Below are 15640 nucleotides of genomic sequence, written 5' to 3'. Positions count from 1 at the left end.
AAACGGGTTACGCGCTCGCGGGCGCGGTGCCCGGCACGCGGGCGGCGACGGCCTGGCGCGAGCCCGGCCGGCCGATCGGGTGGTATTCGATGCCCTGCTCGCTCATCGTCTCCGGCTCGTACAGGTTGCGGCCGTCGAAGATCACGGGCGTCTTCCACAGGCGGCCGAGCGCGATGAAGTCGGGGCTCTTGAAGATCTTCCATTCGGTGACGATCACGAGTGCGTCGGCATCGCGCGCGGCCTGCGCCTCGTCGTCGACGAAGCTCAGGCGCTCGAGCCAGCTCGGGTGATCGGCGAGATCGAGCGCGATCACGCGGCGCGCTTCCTCCTGCGCGACCGGGTCGTACGCGGCGATGCGCGCCCCGCGCGACAGCAGCTCGGCGATCAGCTCGCGGCTCGGCGCTTCGCGCATGTCGTCGGTGTTCGGCTTGAACGCGAGGCCCCAGATGGCGAACGTGCGGCCGGTCAGATCTTCACCAAAGCGCGCGACGATCTTGTCGGCCAGCACGCGCTTTTGCGTCGCGTTGACCGACGACACGGCCTTCAGGATCTGCAGCGACTGGCCGTGCTCGTCGGCCGTACGGATCAGCGCTTCGACGTCCTTCGGGAAGCACGAGCCGCCGTAGCCGCAGCCGGCGTACAGGAAGTGATAGCCGATGCGCGGATCGGAGCCGATCCCGCGGCGCACGGCCTCGATGTCCGCGCCGAAACGGTCGGCGAGGTTCGCCAGCTCGTTCATGAACGAGATGCGGGTCGCGAGCATCGCGTTCGCCGCGTATTTCGTGAACTCGGCCGAGCGCACGTCCATGTACAGCGTGCGTTCGTGGTTGCGGTTGAACGGCGCGTAGAGCTTCTTCATCAGCTCGCGGGCGCGCTCGCCCGGCACGTCGTCGTCGCAGCCGATCACGATGCGGTCCGGCCGCGTGAAATCGTCGACCGCCGCGCCTTCCTTCAGGAATTCCGGATTCGACACGACCGAGAACATCTGGTCGCCGCCGCGCTTCGCGAGCTCTTCCGCCACCGCCGCGCGCACGCGCTCGGCCGTGCCGACCGGCACCGTCGACTTGTCGACGATCACCTTGAAGCCCGTCATGTAGCGGCCGATGTTGCGCGCTGCCGCCAGCACGTATTGCAGGTCGGCCGAACCGTCCTCGTCGGGCGGCGTGCCGACCGCGATGAACTGCACGTCGCCGTGCGCGACCGCGGCCTCGATATCGGTCGAGAAGCGCAGGCGGCCCGCCGAGCGGTTGCGCGCGATCACTTCCTTGAGGCCCGGCTCGTGGATCGGCACGCCGCCGTTGTTCAGGATGTCGATCTTTGCCTGGTCGACGTCGAGACAGAACACGTCGTGCCCGATGTCGGCGAGACATGCGCCGGTGACAAGACCTACGTAACCGCTGCCGATGATAGTCAGATTCATGATGTGTCGGACCTCTTGACCAATGATTCGAAATTCGTAAAACCGGAATGCCTGCGTGGCGCGATCTCGGTGCTCAGTACGCGTTGCTGCCGGTGAAGCCTTTCCAGAGCGTCAGCACGACGATCTTGATGTCGAGCCAGAACGACCAGTTCTGCATGTAGTACAGATCGAGCTTCACGCGGCCCATCATCTTCTCGATCTGGTCGGTCTCGCCGCGAAAGCCGTTGATCTGCGCCCACCCGGTGATGCCCGGCTTGATCCGGTAGCGGAACATGTAGCCCTTGACCAGATCCTTGTAGATGTCGTCGTGCGCGAGCGCATGCGGGCGCGGGCCGACGACCGACATCTCGCCCTTCAGCACATTGATGAACTGCGGCAGCTCGTCGAGGCTCGTACGGCGCAGGAACCGGCCGACCGGCGTCACGCGCGAATCGTTCTTCTTCGCCTGCGTGACCTGCCCCGCCACTTCCTCGTGCACCTTCATCGAGCGGAACTTGTAGATCTCGAACTCGTGCCCGTCGATGCCCTTGCGCTTCTGGCGGAAGAACACCGGCCCGCGCGACGTCAGCTTGATCAGGCACGCGATCAGCAGCATCACCGGGGCGAGGCCCGTGAGCGCCACCAGCGCGAACGCCCGGTCGAACACGAACTTCGGCAGAATCCGCACGTCGGTGATCGGCGACGCCGCGAGGTTGATCGCCGGCACGCCGAGCACCTCGACCACTTCCTGGTTGAAGAACGACAGCGTGCGCACGTCCGGGATGAAGCGGATATTCACGAAGTCGTGGCGGAACACCGTCACGATCTGGTGAATCCGGCGCTCTTCCGTGATCGGCAGCGTGAGCCACAGCTCGCTGATCGCGCGGCTGCGCACCAGCCACACCAGCGATTCGAACTGCCGCTCGATGCGCACGTCGTCGAGCGCGACTTCGCCCGGCGCTTCGCTTTCGTCGTACACGCACACCGGGTTGAAACCGGCTTCCGGCCGCGCCCGCATCTGGGCGATCAGCCGCCGCGCCGCCGGCGTCCCGCCGACGATCGCGACCGCCTTCAGGTTGTAGCCGCCGCGGCGCAGTTGCCGCAGCACGACGTGCACGCAGGCCTTCGAACCCGCGAGCAGCGCCATCGTCACGAGTGCCCAGTACCCCAGCCACAGTCGCGACAGGTCGCCCGACTGATGAAAGCTGAAGCTCAACAGGATGCCCGCCAGCTCGACCACCAGCCATGCGAACGCAACCCGCCCCACCAGCCCGACGAGACGCTTGCCGCGCCACGACTGGTAGATGCCGAACGCGGGAAAGCACACGACGACGAGCAGGCAATCGAACAGCATCATCGTGCGCTGCAGGTCGTTGAGCCAGATGCCGCCACCGTGCAGCGCGGCGGCGAGCAGCGCCCCCGTCACGACCATCGCGATATCGATGACTCTCGCCAGCACGCTCAACATGTCTGCTTCCTCTTTGAACAGGCGTTTGCCGAACAGCTCCTTGCGCGACCCGTGCCGCGCATTCGATTCAAACGTTGCATGACGCTATTGAAGCGGTAAGAAATTGTCGCCTCAAGCGTACAAGTATTTCGAAAAATAATCGGAAATTATTGCTGCGATGTTTTTGAATAAATTCGGCACGTTTTCCCGAAATTCCCATGAATCGGAAATATTTCGGAAGCTTTACGACTTCCGCTCACCCTTTGCGGGCGGTCAAGAGCAGCCTATTTACCGATTTATTTTTTATTTTTTTATTTGCATCGGATGCTGGCGCGGAAAATTCTTCCAGATGAATGCGCGGCGAATATCCGGCAATGGATCCGGTTTTATTGTCGATTTACTTCATGCTACAACGACAGGCACTGACTTCAACCGTGGAGAGTGTCCTCATGAATGCTCCGGCCGTGGCTGCCGAAACGCGCCATTCTTCTTCCACCGCGCCCGCCGCCGGCACGCGTGTCGCCGTGCAACCGGTGATTCTCGCCGGCGGGTCCGGCACGCGCCTGTGGCCGATGTCGCGCGAACGTTTCCCGAAACAACTGATCGGCCTGCTTGGCGAACATTCGCTGCTGCAGTCGACCGCGCTGCGCCTCGACGGCCTCGCGGCCGACCATCCGCTGAACGACGACGTGCTGATCGTATGCGGCGAGGATCACCGTTTCACCACCGCCGAGCAGTTGCGGCTGACCGGCAAATCGGCGTCGATCATGCTCGAGCCGATCGGCCGCGACACCGCGCCCGCGCTGACGCTCGCCGCGTTTCGGCTGGTCGCCGGCGGCAACGACGCGGTGATGACCGTGATGCCGGCCGACCATGCGGTCGCCGACCTGCCGCGCTTCCACGCGGCCGTCGCGGCCGGCGTGCATTGCGCGATGCAAGGCAAGATCGCGACGATGGGCATCGTGCCGAAGCACCCGGAAACCGGCTTCGGCTACATCCGCGTCGGCGCGCCGCTCGGCGACGCCGCCACGGGCAAACTCGACGTGCGCCGCCTCGACCGCTTCGTCGAGAAACCGCATCTCGAACTCGCTCAGCAGTACGTCGCATCGGGCGAATACTGGTGGAACAGCGGCATCTTCATCGTTCGCGCCTCGGTCTGGCTGAAGGCGATCCGCCAGCTCGAACCGGCAATCTACGCGGCCTGCGAACAGGCCGTCGCCCAGGGCAAGGCCGATGGCGATTTCTTCCGCATCGATCGCGAAGCGTTCGCCGCGTCGCCGTCGAACTCGATCGACTACGCGGTGATGGAGCCGCTCGCGAGCCTGCCGCAACTGTGCGAGAGCGTCGTCGTGCCGCTCGACGCGGGCTGGTCGGACGTCGGCTCGTGGGACGCGATCTGGCAGATCTCGCCGAAGGACGAGGCCGAGAACGTCGGCCGCGGCCACGTGCTGTTCGAGGGCGCGGAATCGACGTTCGCGCATTCGGAAAGCCGGCTCGTCGCCTGCGTGGGCACGCAGAACCTCGTCGTCGTCGAAACGCCGGACGCCGTGCTCGTCGCGGACAAGTCGCGCGTGCAGGACGTCAAGAAAATCGTCGGGCGCATCAAGGCGCAACGCGGCACGGAAGCAACCGATCACCGCAAGGTGCATCGCCCGTGGGGCCACTACGACTCGGTCGACATGGGCGAGCGCTTCCAGGTGAAACGCATCGTCGTGAAGCCGGGCGCGCAACTGTCGCTGCAGATGCATCACCATCGCGCCGAGCACTGGATCGTCGTCTGCGGCACCGCGCGCATCACGCGCGGCGACGAAACGTTCCTGCTGTCCGAAAACGAATCGACATATATCCCGCTCGGCGTGTCGCACCGCCTGGAGAACCCGGGCAAGATGCCGCTCGAGCTGATCGAAGTGCAGTCGGGCGCGTATCTCGGCGAGGACGACATCGTCCGCTTCGACGATACCTACGGCCGGCAGTAACGCACGTGCACAGGGGGCGCCGCTTCGACAGCGGCGCCCCGGCAACGCAGGCATGGAAAGACGGGACTTCCGCGCGGGCGTCGTGGCACACGACGGCCCGCGCGTCTCGGCGGGTCGGCGATCAGCCGACTCGGTACACGTACTCGCGGCGCTCCGGTTGCACCGGATCGTTGCGGCTTTCGGACAGCGCACCCGCATGGCGCTCGGCGATGAAGCGATGGATGTCCGACTCGGCACGCGCAAGTGCGGACAAGCCGGCCAGCACCTCGCCTTGCGGCTCGCGCGCCGGTTCGTCGCTCGCACCATGGCGATCGATCCACTGGCGCGCCCAGTCGAGCGCGAACTGCTCGGCTTCCTCGGCATCGGTGAAGCGCGGGCCGATCAGGCCGGAGCGCTCGACGCGTCGGTCGTCCTGCGTAATCTCGGCCCACGCGCGATACATCAGGTTCTGCACGGGCTGCGCGATGCCGCAGATCGTATAGCCGCGATAGCTGTCGACTTGCGGTTCGGCCGCGGCGAAGCTCGCCGACGACGCATGCGCATGGCGCAACTCCGCAGACGGCGCACCGGGCACCGCGAACGACGCGGCCGACGGATCGACGACTTCGTCGACCGGCCTCGCGCTCATCGACGCGCCCTCGCCCTCCCAAACGTTTGCCTGAGCGACCGGCAATTGCCACGACTCGGGGTTCTGCCAGAACACGCCGCGCAAGCGGTCGTTGTCGGGCGCGGGCTCGGCACGGCGTGCGGGCACGACCGGCTCCGGCGGCGGCGGGATATACGCGAACGTGCGCCCGCTGAACTGGGTCAGCACGTCGATCATCTGCAGCAGCGTGCCGGACGCGAGCCACTCCTCGTAGCGGCGGCGGCACGTCGGCCCGGACGGATAGCGACCGGGCAGCTTCGACCACGCTTCACCGGTCGTCAGGATCCAGAGCACCGCGTTGGCAACGACGCGCGGTTCGGCTCGCGGACGCCCGCGGCGGTTCAGCCGGATGGGTTCATCGGCGATCAGCGTTGAAAGACGAAACCACTCTTCATCGGTAAGCTCATCGAAGAACATAGTAGATCTCTCCACGCAGCCAGGCCGGGGCTGCGATTGGCGGCGCCGTCACGACACATCGCGTCGCAGGGCGGCCAGGTTGCACATTATGGTTATCCGGAGTTGTGCATCCCGGTGCGGCACCGCACTTTCACGGTGCCGACATTCCCGGCAATGACGCACAAATCACGGTCTCACTCCAATGTGGGAATTTTTGTGCACGAAGCATACCATCCCTAGGGTTTATCTCAATATGACAATGACTTAATGTTACGCACTGAAACAACCTGCCACGGGTGCGCAATGTATTTACGCTTGAATTTTTTTGCGGGATCTTTATGCCCGTCGCTGCAAAGGCCCGTCTGGCGGGGCTCCGCAGCGTATGAGGAATGGCTTTTCATGGGCATTTTCGGGCTGCTCCGACCCCTGCCGGCAACAATCCCGCGCATTGCTGCCCGACATCGGTAAATCAGGGTGAAAAGCGTAACAAGATATTCACGAATCGGTAAATCATTCAAATTCGACCGATTTTAATTATCTCCGTGCACAATCTTTTTATTGTTTCTCTGCGAGTGATGAAAGCGTTGTGACATGCGATGCACATTTTTCGCCACGCGCAAACTCGTGACGTCTGTTACATCTTCGGGGCGGCGGGCGAGCGATCGCGCCGCAACGGAGGCGGCAATGCCGTTTCGGGTCGGAACGGAAGAGGAAAAACCGGTGGATGGGCGATGCCGGACGTTGCAGCGGACGCGTCAGCGCAGATCGACGGCCAGCGCTGCGGTCACGTCCGCGTCCACGCGCTGCGGCGGCATCGTGTACGCCGGGTGATCGCAACCGATCGACAGCGACGCCCCGCCCCTGAGCGCCGCGCGCATCGGCGCGTCGAGCTCGAAGCGCACGAAGTGCACGGCCGACGTCTTCTCGGCGGTGTCGCGGTCGAGATCCTCATCTGCGATCGCGTAGACGCGCGTGTGTCCGTCGACCTGCAGGTACACGCGATCCTCGACACCGATCAGCCGGGCGAGCGCCGCGCGCCGTTCGATCTCGTGCTCGTACTCGATCTGCATCGTTGCCTTCAGGTTCGTGCCGTCGGGCACGAGCGGCAGATACGCGTCCAGCTCGCCTTCGATGCCGGCCTGGTCGAAGATCTTCTCGATGTGCAGCATCTCCTGGATCTGATAGCGGATCGTCGTTTCGTCCTCGAACAGGAAGCGCAGGTGGTTGCCCAGCGCCACCGCGCGGCGGCGCTTGTACGCGACGAGCCGCGCATGTTCGGCCTTGCGGATCTTCGCGTACGCTTCGAGCGTCAGCAGGGAATCGCGGGTCAACGTCATGGGAGGTCCTCGTGGATCGGCCGGCGGCGGCTCAGATGCCGTATGCGCGGCGCAGCAGCGTAAGCGGATGCGCGAGCGGCGCGGACGGCAGCCCCTTGTCGTCGATGCCCTGCACGATGTGATGACCGGCCAGCGCGCAGTCCGACGACACGAAATCCGGCTGCGGCTCGGCCATCGCCTTGAACACGGGGCCGCCGATCCGCATCGCGTCCGCGTGAAACCCCTTCTTCACGCCGAACGTGCCCGCGTGGCCCGAGCAGCGCTCGACGACATTCACGCGCGTGTCGGGCACGAGCGACAGCGCGTCGGCCGTCTTGCGGCCGATGTTCTGCACGCGCGCATGGCACGGCACGTGATACGAGACGGTGCCGAGGCCCGTCTTGAAATCGGTCTTCAGCAGTCCGTCGCGATGCCGCGCGATCACGTATTCGAACGGATCCCAGAACGCTTCGGCCACCGCGCGCACCGCTTCGTCGCCGGGGAACATCAGCGGCAGTTCGCTCTTGTACATCAGCACGCAGCTCGGGATCGCGCCGATCAGCGCATAGCCTTCGCGCGCATAGCGTTCGAGCACGGGCAGGTTCACGTCCTTCTTCGCGGCCACGCCGGCGAGATTGCCCTGCTCGAGCAGCGGCATCCCGCAGCAGGCTTCGCGCGTGACGAGCTCGTACGGAATGTCGTTGTGCGCGAGGATCGCGAGCAGGTCGTGGCCGATGCCGGGCTCGTTGAAATTCACGTAGCACGTCGCGTAGATCGCGACCTTGCCGGGCGTGCGTTCGCCGTCGCGCACCGGCAAGCCGTCCGACGGCTTCGCCGTGCGCCGGAACTTGCGCGGCGCGAATTCCGGCAGCCACGCATCGCGATCGACGCCGAGCGTCGCCTCGAGCGCATGGCGCGCAGGCGGCGTGCGGTTCACCGCGTTCACCGCCTGCGTGACGATCGGAATGCCGGCGAAGTGGCCGAGCGCGTCGGTGTTCGACAGCACCTTGTCGCGCAACGTCGCTTCGCCGCGCTTGTAGCGCGCGGCCTTGCCGCGCAGCATCAGGTGCGGGAAATCGACGTTCCATGCATGCGGCGGCACGTACGGGCATTTCGTCATGTAGCAGAGGTCGCACAGGTAGCACTGGTCGACGACCTTGCCGAACGCGGCCTTCGGCACCTCCTCGATATCGCCCATCGGCGTGTCGTCGACCAGATCGAACAGCGTCGGAAACGCGCCGCACAACGACACGCAGCGCCGGCACCCGGCGCAGATGTCGAACACGCGCGTCATTTCCGCATCGATCGCGGCCTGGTCGTAGAACGCATCGGACTGCCAGTCGAGCGGATGCCGGGTCGGGGCTTCGAGACTGCCTTCCTTGTGGGGCATGGGGCGCTCCATCCAGCGTGGCGCGCATGCGCGCCAGCGCCGCCCGCCCGATGCGGGCAGCGATGAACGAACAGCCGGCCGCTTGCCGGTCGCACGGCCTGCCGTGCGGCCCGCGGCGGCCCGTCAGTCGACGAGACTGTCCAGCGCCTTCGTGTAGCGGTTCGCGTGGCTGCGTTCGGCTTTCGCGAGCGTCTCGAACCAGTTCGCGATTTCGTCGAAACCTTCGTCGCGCGCGGTCTTCGCCATGCCCGGATACATGTCGGTGTATTCGTGCGTTTCGCCGGCGATCGCCGATTCGAGATTCTGCCGCGATGAACCGAACGGCAAGCCCGTTGCCGGATCGCCGACGGCCTCCAGGTACTCGAGGTGGCCGTGCGCATGGCCGGTTTCGCCTTCGGCGGTCGAGCGGAACAGCGCGGCGACGTCGTTCTGGCCTTCGACGTCAGCCTTCGAAGCGAAATACAGATAACGCCGGTTCGCCTGCGATTCGCCCGCGAATGCGGCCTTCAGGTTCTCTTCGGTTTTGCTGCCCTTGAGTTGAGCCATTTGCGCCTCCGTTCGAGTCGGCGCGGCCGCGTGCGAAGCCGGGCCGATCAGGTATGTGGGGAACGATGCGGGTGCCGCGGCGCGCGCATCGTGCTCTTCAATCTAGGCGCTCGCGTTCGCATCCCCCAATAGGCTTTTTCAATCCGGGTGATAGTGCTTGGCAGAGGAGCGGCGAGCGGTGCGGGGAGCGCGGAGTGGCAAGCGCCGCTGGGAGGCGGCTGGCACACGGTGTGCCGGGTTCGCTCGTGGCTTGTGGCTTGTGGCTTGTGGCTTGTGGCTTGTGGCTTGTGGCTTGTGGCTTGTGGCTTGTGGCTCGTGGCTTGTGGCTCGTGGCTCTCGGCGTGCGCCGAGAGCCGCGCGCGTCACGCGTCCGTCGCGCGCCGGAGCAGCAACTCGCGCTCGCGCTCGTTGCGCGTCAGTTCCGCCGCGCGGCGGAATTCGGCCTTCGCCTCGTCGGCACGGCCCAGCTTCGCCAGCAGGTCGCCGCGCACGCTCGGCAGCCAGTGATAGCGCGCAAGCGCGGGATCGTCGCGCAGCGCGTCGACGAGTTCGAGCGCCGCAGCGGGCCCGAACGCCATCCCGACGGCCACCGCGCGATTCAGCTCGACGACGGGCGACGGTGAGACTTCGGCGAGCGCGTCATACAGCGCGACGATCTGCGCCCAGTCCGTATCCGACGCTTGCCGAGCACGCGCATGGCAGGCGGCCAGCGCGGCCTGCAGCGCATACGGCCCGCGTACGCCGCCGAGCTTCGTCGCACGTTCGAGCGCCGCGAGGCCGCGCCGGATCAGCAGCGGATCCCAGCGACTGCGATCCTGGTCGAGCAGCAGCACGGGACGGCCCTGCGCATCGGTACGCGCATGCATGCGCGACGCCTGCAGCTCCATCAGCGCGACGAGCCCGAGCACCTCGCTCTCGTCCGGCGCCAGCCCGGCCAGCACCCGGCCGAGCCGCAACGCCTCGTCGCACAGCGCCGGGCGCGTCCAGTCGTCGCCCGAGGTCGCCGCATGGCCTTCGTTGAACACGAGATAGATCACTTCGAGCACCGACGCGAGCCGCGCGGGCCGCGCATCGGCCGCCGGCACCTCGAACGGCACGTGCGCCGCCGCGAGCGTGCGCTTGGCGCGCACGATCCGCTGCGCGATCGTCGGCTCGGGCGTGAGGAAGGCGCGCGCGATCTCGCCCGTCGTCAGCCCGCCTAGCAGCCGCAGCGTGAGTGCCACGCGCGCATCGGTCGACAGCACCGGATGGCATGACGTGAAGATCAGCCGCAGAAGATCGTCGCCGATGTCGTCGTCGCTCGCGTCGGCAAGCGCCTCCGCGATGTCGGGGACGACGTGCGCTTCGAGCGCGTCCATCTCGTGGCCGAGCTGGTCGCGCTTCGCCGCGTGGAGCGACTCCTGCCGGACACGATCGAGTGCGCGACGCTTCACGGCCGTCATCAGCCATGCGGCCGGGTTGTCGGGCACGCCGTCGACGGGCCAGTGCTCGAGCGCCGTGACGAGCGTGTCCTGCGCCAGTTCCTCGGCCACGCCGACGTCGCGCACCACGCGCGCGGCGCGCGCGATGATCTTGGGCGCCTCGATCCGCCAGACCGCTTCGATCGCACGGTGAGTCGCCTCACGCGTCACGACGCCTGCCCCTCGGTGGAAGCGTCCAGCGGCATGGCCATCAGTTCCCATGCATGGCCGTCCGGATCGTCGAACCCATGGCCATACATGTTCGGGTACTCGCGCGGCGCCTGCGGCGCGGACCCGCCGGCCGCCAGCGCCTTCGCGACGATCGCGTCGACCTCGGCCCGGCTGTCGCACGACAGGCACGACAGGACCTGCACCTGCGTTGCCGGATCGATGATGGTTTTGCCGGTGAACGTCTGGAAAAACGGCCGCACGAGCAGCATCGCGAAGATCGCGTCGCTGATCTTGATGCAGGCGGCCTGGTCATTGGTATAGGCCGGTACGACCTCGAAGCCGAGCGCCTGGTAGAACGCCTTCGAGCGCGGCAGGTCGGCCACGGGCAGGTTGATGAAGACCATCTTGTGCATGTCGGGTGCTCCCGGTGAGGTTGGATTCAGGCGGGCAATCAGTCAGGCGCCGGGACGGCCGACGTGGAGTTCGCGGAACCGCTCGACCGCGTCGCTCGGCGTGAGGTCGTCGAGCTCGAACAGCGGCCGCACCTCGATCTCGCAATCCATCTCGGCGCCGAACGGCGCGGGGAACCGGCGCGTCCATTCGAGCGCTTCATCGCGCGACCGCACCTGGATCAGCGTATAGCCGGCAATCAGTTCCTTCGTTTCGGCGAACGGTCCGTCGATCACGGTGCCCTTGCCGCCCGTGTAGCGCACGCGCCACCCACGCGCGCTTGGCCGCAGCCCGTTCGCGTCGAGCAGCACGCCGGCCCTGGCCAGTTCTTCGTGATAGACGGTCATGGCCTCGACCAGCCGGTTGTCCGGCAATGCGTCGGATTCGCTGACGGCGTTCGCCCGGATCATGATCATGAATCGCATCGTTCACTCCTTGTCGTCGGTGGAAGGCGGCGCCGATTCATCGGTGCCTTATCCGGACGACGGCCGGAAGACGACCGGATCGACATATTCCGCGACATATCAGGGTAAATACCGAGTCGCGACCTTCACAGGAAGCACGGGCCGACCGCCCGCACCTCGACCGTGCACCATTGCGCGGCCGGGCACTGGCGCGCAATCTCGATCGCTTCCTCGCGCGTGTCGACGTCGACGATGAAGAAGCCGCCGACCATCTCCTTCGCCTCCGCGAACGGGCCGTCGATCAGGCGCGTCTCGCCGTCGCGCACCTGCACGCGCGTGCCGCGCTCGGATCGCTCCAGCGACTCGACGCCGCGCAGCACGCCGCGCGCCTTCAGCGTCTCGGCGAAATCGACCATCCGCGCGTACAACGCCTGACCTTCGTCGAGCGTGCGTTCGGCGCGCTGGTCGGTCGGCTCGACAATCAACAGCATGTAAGACATGGATTTCTCCTGTGGGAACGGGGCGCGGCGGCGTTCGCTGCGCGATCGGGATGCGCCGGCCGATGCAAAAGCGTAGCAGCCGCCGTGCGGCTTGCATCGTCGGCCGATCGGCAACTGGCCGGACGGCCATTTCGACCGCTTCCTGACATTTTGCCGTCAAGATGCCTTCCCGAACCGTCGGATTTTCTTCCTGTGGACCGCCCCATGTCACGCCTGCTTGTGCCGCTTGCCATTGCACCGTTCATCGCCCTCGCCGCGCTGGCCGCTCCCCCTGCCCGGCCGGCCGTGGCCGCGCCGCCGGTCAGCGCCGGCTGCGGCGGCGCAACCACGCCCATTGCCGACCTTCGCCGCGCTGGCGGCCCGTCGCCGCTGGCCGGGCAAACGACCTCGATAGAAGCGGTCGTCACTGCTGCGTTCGGCGGCGCCCACGGCCTCGGCGGCTTCTTCGTCCAGCAGGCCGACGCGCAGCGCCGGCACCGGCCGGGCGTCCCCGAAGGCATGTTCGTATACGCGCCAAACGCCAGCGCGAAGGCCGGCGATCTCGTGCACCTCACGGGCCGCGTCGACGAGCGCTACGGCCGGACGCAATTCACGCTGTCTGGCGGCGTGGCCGTCTGCGCCCGCAGGCAAAAGGTCACGCCCGCAACGCTCACGCTGCCCGTCGCCACCGAGGCGGTGCTGGCCGCGCTTGAAGGCATGCGGGTGCGCCTGCCGCAAACCCTGACCGTCAGCGATACCCACGAACTCGGCCGCTACGGCAGCATCGTCCTCAGCCATGGCCGGCTGCGCGTCCCGACCCACGTCGCACCGCCGGCCGAGGCTGCCGCGATCGCGACCGCCAACGCACGCAACCGCATCGTGCTCGACGACGGCTCGAGCCGCCGCGATCCCTCAATCGTGCGCTATCCGCCGCCGTCGCTGAGCGCCGTCAACACGCTGCGTGCGGGCTACACGGTACGAGGCGTCGAAGGCGTGCTCGAACTGCGCTACGGCGCATGGCGGCTGCAACCGGTTGCCGGCGCGGCGCCGGTGTTCGATGCCGCCCCGAACCCGCGTACCGAGGCGCCGGCCCGGCACCCGGATGCCGACGTGCGCATCGTGTCGTTCAACGTATTCAACTATTTCAACGGCGACGGGAGCGGCGGCGGATTCGATGCCCCGGCCAACCGCGGCGCGAAAACGCCCGCCGCGTTTGCGCGGCAGGAGACGAAGATCGTCGCGGCGTTGCGCGCGCTGCGTGCCGACGTGATCGGGCTGATGGAGATCGCGAACAACGGCCACGGCAACGCGAGCGCCGCCCAGCGTCTCGCCGCGCAACTCGGCGACGGCTGGCGCGCGGTCGAACCCGGCACCGCGCGCCTCGGCCGCGATGCGATCGCAGTCGCGCTGCTGTACGACAGCCGCACGGTCGAGCCGGCCGGGCACGCCGCGACCGTCGCACTCGGCGGCCGGCACCGCCCGCCGCTCGCGCAGACGTTCCGCCGCATCGGCGGCACGCGCGCCTTCACGGTCGCGGTCAATCACCTGAAATCGAAGAACTGCCCGAACGCGACCGGCGCCGATCGTGACCAGTCGGACGGCCAGGGCTGCTGGAATGCGGCGCGCACGCGAGCCGCCGCGCGCGTCGCCGACTGGCTCGCCACATCGCCGACCGGCACCACGGCCGATGGCGTGCTGCTGATCGGCGACCTGAACAGCTACGCGAAGGAAGACCCGGTGCGCGCGCTCGAGTCGCGCAGCTACGAGAACCTGGTGGCCCGCTTCGTCGGCGATGCTGCGTACAGCTACGTATTTCGCGGCGAAGCGGGCAGCCTTGACCACGCGCTGGCCACGCCGGCGCTCGCCGCGCGTGTGAGGGCCGTGCACGTCTGGCGCATCAATGCCGACGAGCCGGCCGCCCTGCAACCCGTGCCCGATTACAAAACGTCCGCACATCGGTCGATTTATTACGCACCCGACGCGTATCGGTCATCGGATCACGATCCCGTCGTGATCGACGTCGCGCTTGGCGATGGCGGCACGCCAGCAGCCCCGGGCACGAACCGTGCTCTTCCAGCAGGCGTCGATTAGTGCATTTGCATCAGCACGAGGCTTGCAACGGCACTATTTACCTGATGGCCCTGGCGACGCGATATTTACCGGACCTTCACCGTGTACCGAAGCCCGATACGCCGCTTCGCCCGGAATGCGAATTTTTTTCAATCGCCGCGCCGCCCCGTGCGGCGGGGCTTTGCGGCAATCCTGCCGACGAATTGAAAATTTGTCTCGAAACAAAATCGGGCCAAGTGAATCACACAGGTTGCTGGGATTCGTCTTATCTTCAAATTTGCCTTGTAATCGAAGGAGGATAAACACCATGGCGCTCACCGACTCGATCGAACACAAGCTGGACCGCGGCCTCTCCGACATTCGTCGCACGGGCCGGCGCGTGGGGCGCACGACGCGCTCGGCCGCCCGCGACCTGCATGCCGACGTCACCGACGATCTGCGCGGGCTGGTCGACGAACTGGAAGATCTGCTGAAAAACGATGGCGACGGCGATATCGCCGCGCTGCGCAAGCGCGTGCAATCCAGACTCGATGAAGCGCGCGGCGCGCTCGACCACGCGTCGGGCAGCGCGGCCGCCCGGCTGCGCGATTCGGCCGAACGCGTGTCGCAGGTCGTGCAGGACAACCCGTGGCAAACCGCCGGCGTCGTCGCCGGCCTCGCGTTCGTTGCGGGCCTGCTCCTTGCCCGCCGTTGAGCGGAGCCGGCTGCCACGCGCCCGCCCCGTCCGTCCTCAATCAGACAAACGAAGGAGAAACGCCATGCAAAAGACCTTTGCCATGAAAGCCGCCGCCGCCGTCCTGCTCGGCAGCCTCGCGCTCGCCGGCTGCACGACCACCCCGGACAAACCGGATGGCGCCGCGGCCAGCGCGTCGAAGCGCCAGTCGATCGACGCCAGCGTCAACGCGACGCTGTCGCGCCTCTACTCGACGGTGCCGGGTTCGCGTGAACTCGTCGCGAAATCACGCGGCGTGCTCGTGTTCCCGAACGTGCTGCAAGCCGGCTTCATCGTCGGCGGCCAGTCCGGCAACGGCGCGCTGCGCGTAGGCGGCAGCACGGTCGGCTATTACAACACGTCGTCGCTGTCGGTCGGCCTGCAGGCCGGCGCGCAGTCGAAGGCGATCGTGTTCCTGTTCATGACGCAGGATGCGCTCGACTCGTTCCGCAAGTCCGAAGGCTGGGCCGCGGGCGCCGACGCCTCGGTCGCAGTCGTGAAGGTCGGCGCGAACGGCGCGGTCGACTCCAATACCGCCACCGCCCCGGTCGAGGTGCTGATCCTGACCAACGCGGGCCTGATGGGCGACCTGTCGGTGAACGGCACCAAGGTCACGAAGCTCAACATCTGACGATGCGGCACGCGGCGTCACGCCGCGTTTGCTTCCCGGCAGCGCCGCGGCCCAGGCCGCGGCGTTTTCGCATGGGCCGCGCGCAGCGGCTATGATGGCGGCGCCTTTGCGGGCATACTCCGCTTCGGGCCGCCCTGCGTCGCATTT

At 66.7% G+C, this 15640-nt stretch carries 15 protein-coding genes; 4 read left to right on the top strand and 11 right to left on the bottom strand.

Going from position 1 to position 15640, the window contains the following annotated elements; genetic code table 11:
* Nucleotides 1-7: 7 nt before the first annotated feature.
* Both C5O79_RS15740 and C5O79_RS15735 read right to left on the bottom strand, forming a co-directional pair.
* Nucleotides 8-1420 (bottom strand): UDP-glucose/GDP-mannose dehydrogenase family protein, encoded by a 1413-nt coding sequence (locus tag C5O79_RS15740; RefSeq protein ID WP_046549993.1) that lies wholly within the window; start codon nucleotides 1418-1420, stop codon nucleotides 8-10.
* A 73-nt stretch (nucleotides 1421-1493) separates the two neighbouring features.
* On the bottom strand, nucleotides 1494-2867 hold the full coding sequence (locus tag C5O79_RS15735) for an undecaprenyl-phosphate glucose phosphotransferase (RefSeq protein WP_046550021.1): 1374 nt from the start codon (nucleotides 2865-2867) through the stop codon (nucleotides 1494-1496).
* A gap of 428 nt (nucleotides 2868-3295) precedes the next feature.
* On the opposite strand from C5O79_RS15735, the gene C5O79_RS15730 reads away from it, so the two are divergent.
* The gene (locus tag C5O79_RS15730; protein WP_046549994.1) at nucleotides 3296-4822 is read left to right on the top strand and encodes a mannose-1-phosphate guanylyltransferase/mannose-6-phosphate isomerase; all 1527 of its coding nucleotides are present in this window, start codon (nucleotides 3296-3298) and stop codon (nucleotides 4820-4822) included.
* Between the two features lie 121 nt (nucleotides 4823-4943).
* Here the strand turns inward: C5O79_RS15730 and C5O79_RS15725 are convergent, their stop codons facing one another.
* From C5O79_RS15725 to C5O79_RS15690, 8 genes are all read right to left on the bottom strand, one after another.
* Nucleotides 4944-5885: a transposase gene (locus tag C5O79_RS15725; protein ID WP_046549995.1), complete on the bottom strand. Its 942-nt coding sequence runs from the start codon at nucleotides 5883-5885 to the stop codon at nucleotides 4944-4946.
* Nucleotides 5886-6619: 734 nt separating this feature from the next.
* Nucleotides 6620-7201, bottom strand: coding sequence for a DUF3501 family protein (locus tag C5O79_RS15720; RefSeq protein ID WP_122475211.1), 582 nt, complete (start codon nucleotides 7199-7201; stop codon nucleotides 6620-6622).
* A gap of 31 nt (nucleotides 7202-7232) precedes the next feature.
* On the bottom strand, nucleotides 7233-8570 hold the full coding sequence (locus C5O79_RS15715) for a heterodisulfide reductase-related iron-sulfur binding cluster (protein ID WP_046549997.1): 1338 nt from the start codon (nucleotides 8568-8570) through the stop codon (nucleotides 7233-7235).
* A gap of 123 nt (nucleotides 8571-8693) precedes the next feature.
* Nucleotides 8694-9116 (bottom strand): rubrerythrin family protein, encoded by a 423-nt coding sequence (locus C5O79_RS15710; RefSeq protein WP_027791020.1) that lies wholly within the window; start codon nucleotides 9114-9116, stop codon nucleotides 8694-8696.
* Between the two features lie 362 nt (nucleotides 9117-9478).
* Nucleotides 9479-10747: a DUF6596 domain-containing protein gene (locus C5O79_RS15705; RefSeq protein ID WP_046549998.1), complete on the bottom strand. Its 1269-nt coding sequence runs from the start codon at nucleotides 10745-10747 to the stop codon at nucleotides 9479-9481.
* Complete coding sequence (locus C5O79_RS15700) at nucleotides 10744-11160, bottom strand: extradiol dioxygenase (RefSeq protein ID WP_046549999.1); 417 nt, start codon at nucleotides 11158-11160, stop codon at nucleotides 10744-10746. Before C5O79_RS15700 ends, C5O79_RS15705 begins: the two co-directional genes overlap by 4 nt.
* Before the next feature lie 42 nt (nucleotides 11161-11202).
* Nucleotides 11203-11622 carry a YciI family protein gene (locus tag C5O79_RS15695; protein ID WP_131931470.1) on the bottom strand — a complete coding sequence of 140 codons (420 nt, stop codon included), beginning with the start codon at nucleotides 11620-11622 and terminating at the stop codon, nucleotides 11203-11205.
* A gap of 125 nt (nucleotides 11623-11747) precedes the next feature.
* Nucleotides 11748-12101: a YciI family protein gene (locus tag C5O79_RS15690; RefSeq protein ID WP_046550001.1), complete on the bottom strand. Its 354-nt coding sequence runs from the start codon at nucleotides 12099-12101 to the stop codon at nucleotides 11748-11750.
* A gap of 204 nt (nucleotides 12102-12305) precedes the next feature.
* Between C5O79_RS15690 and C5O79_RS15685 the strand changes: the two genes are divergently transcribed.
* On the top strand, nucleotides 12306-14171 hold the full coding sequence (locus C5O79_RS15685) for an ExeM/NucH family extracellular endonuclease (RefSeq protein ID WP_131931468.1): 1866 nt from the start codon (nucleotides 12306-12308) through the stop codon (nucleotides 14169-14171).
* Nucleotides 14172-14204: 33 nt separating this feature from the next.
* On the opposite strand, the gene C5O79_RS15680 is transcribed toward C5O79_RS15685, so the two are convergent.
* The gene (locus tag C5O79_RS15680) at nucleotides 14205-14459 is read right to left on the bottom strand and encodes a hypothetical protein (protein ID WP_131931466.1); all 255 of its coding nucleotides are present in this window, start codon (nucleotides 14457-14459) and stop codon (nucleotides 14205-14207) included.
* On the opposite strand from C5O79_RS15680, the gene C5O79_RS15675 reads away from it, so the two are divergent.
* Both C5O79_RS15675 and C5O79_RS15670 read left to right on the top strand, forming a co-directional pair.
* Nucleotides 14458-14844, top strand: a complete 387-nt coding sequence (locus tag C5O79_RS15675) for a DUF883 family protein (RefSeq protein ID WP_021157600.1) — start codon at nucleotides 14458-14460, stop codon at nucleotides 14842-14844. The two genes, C5O79_RS15680 and C5O79_RS15675, sit on opposite strands and share 2 nt — an antisense overlap.
* A 64-nt stretch (nucleotides 14845-14908) precedes the next feature.
* Complete coding sequence (locus tag C5O79_RS15670; RefSeq protein ID WP_039345326.1) at nucleotides 14909-15493, top strand: YSC84-related protein; 585 nt, start codon at nucleotides 14909-14911, stop codon at nucleotides 15491-15493.
* The last annotated feature ends 147 nt before the right edge of the window (nucleotides 15494-15640 follow it).

Source organism: Burkholderia sp. SRS-25 (assembly GCF_004343765.1).
In the GTDB taxonomy this organism is placed as follows: domain Bacteria; phylum Pseudomonadota; class Gammaproteobacteria; order Burkholderiales; family Burkholderiaceae; genus Burkholderia; species Burkholderia contaminans.
The sequence above is the reverse complement of the archived record's forward strand: the minus strand, read 5'-3'. Positions and strand labels throughout refer to the sequence as shown.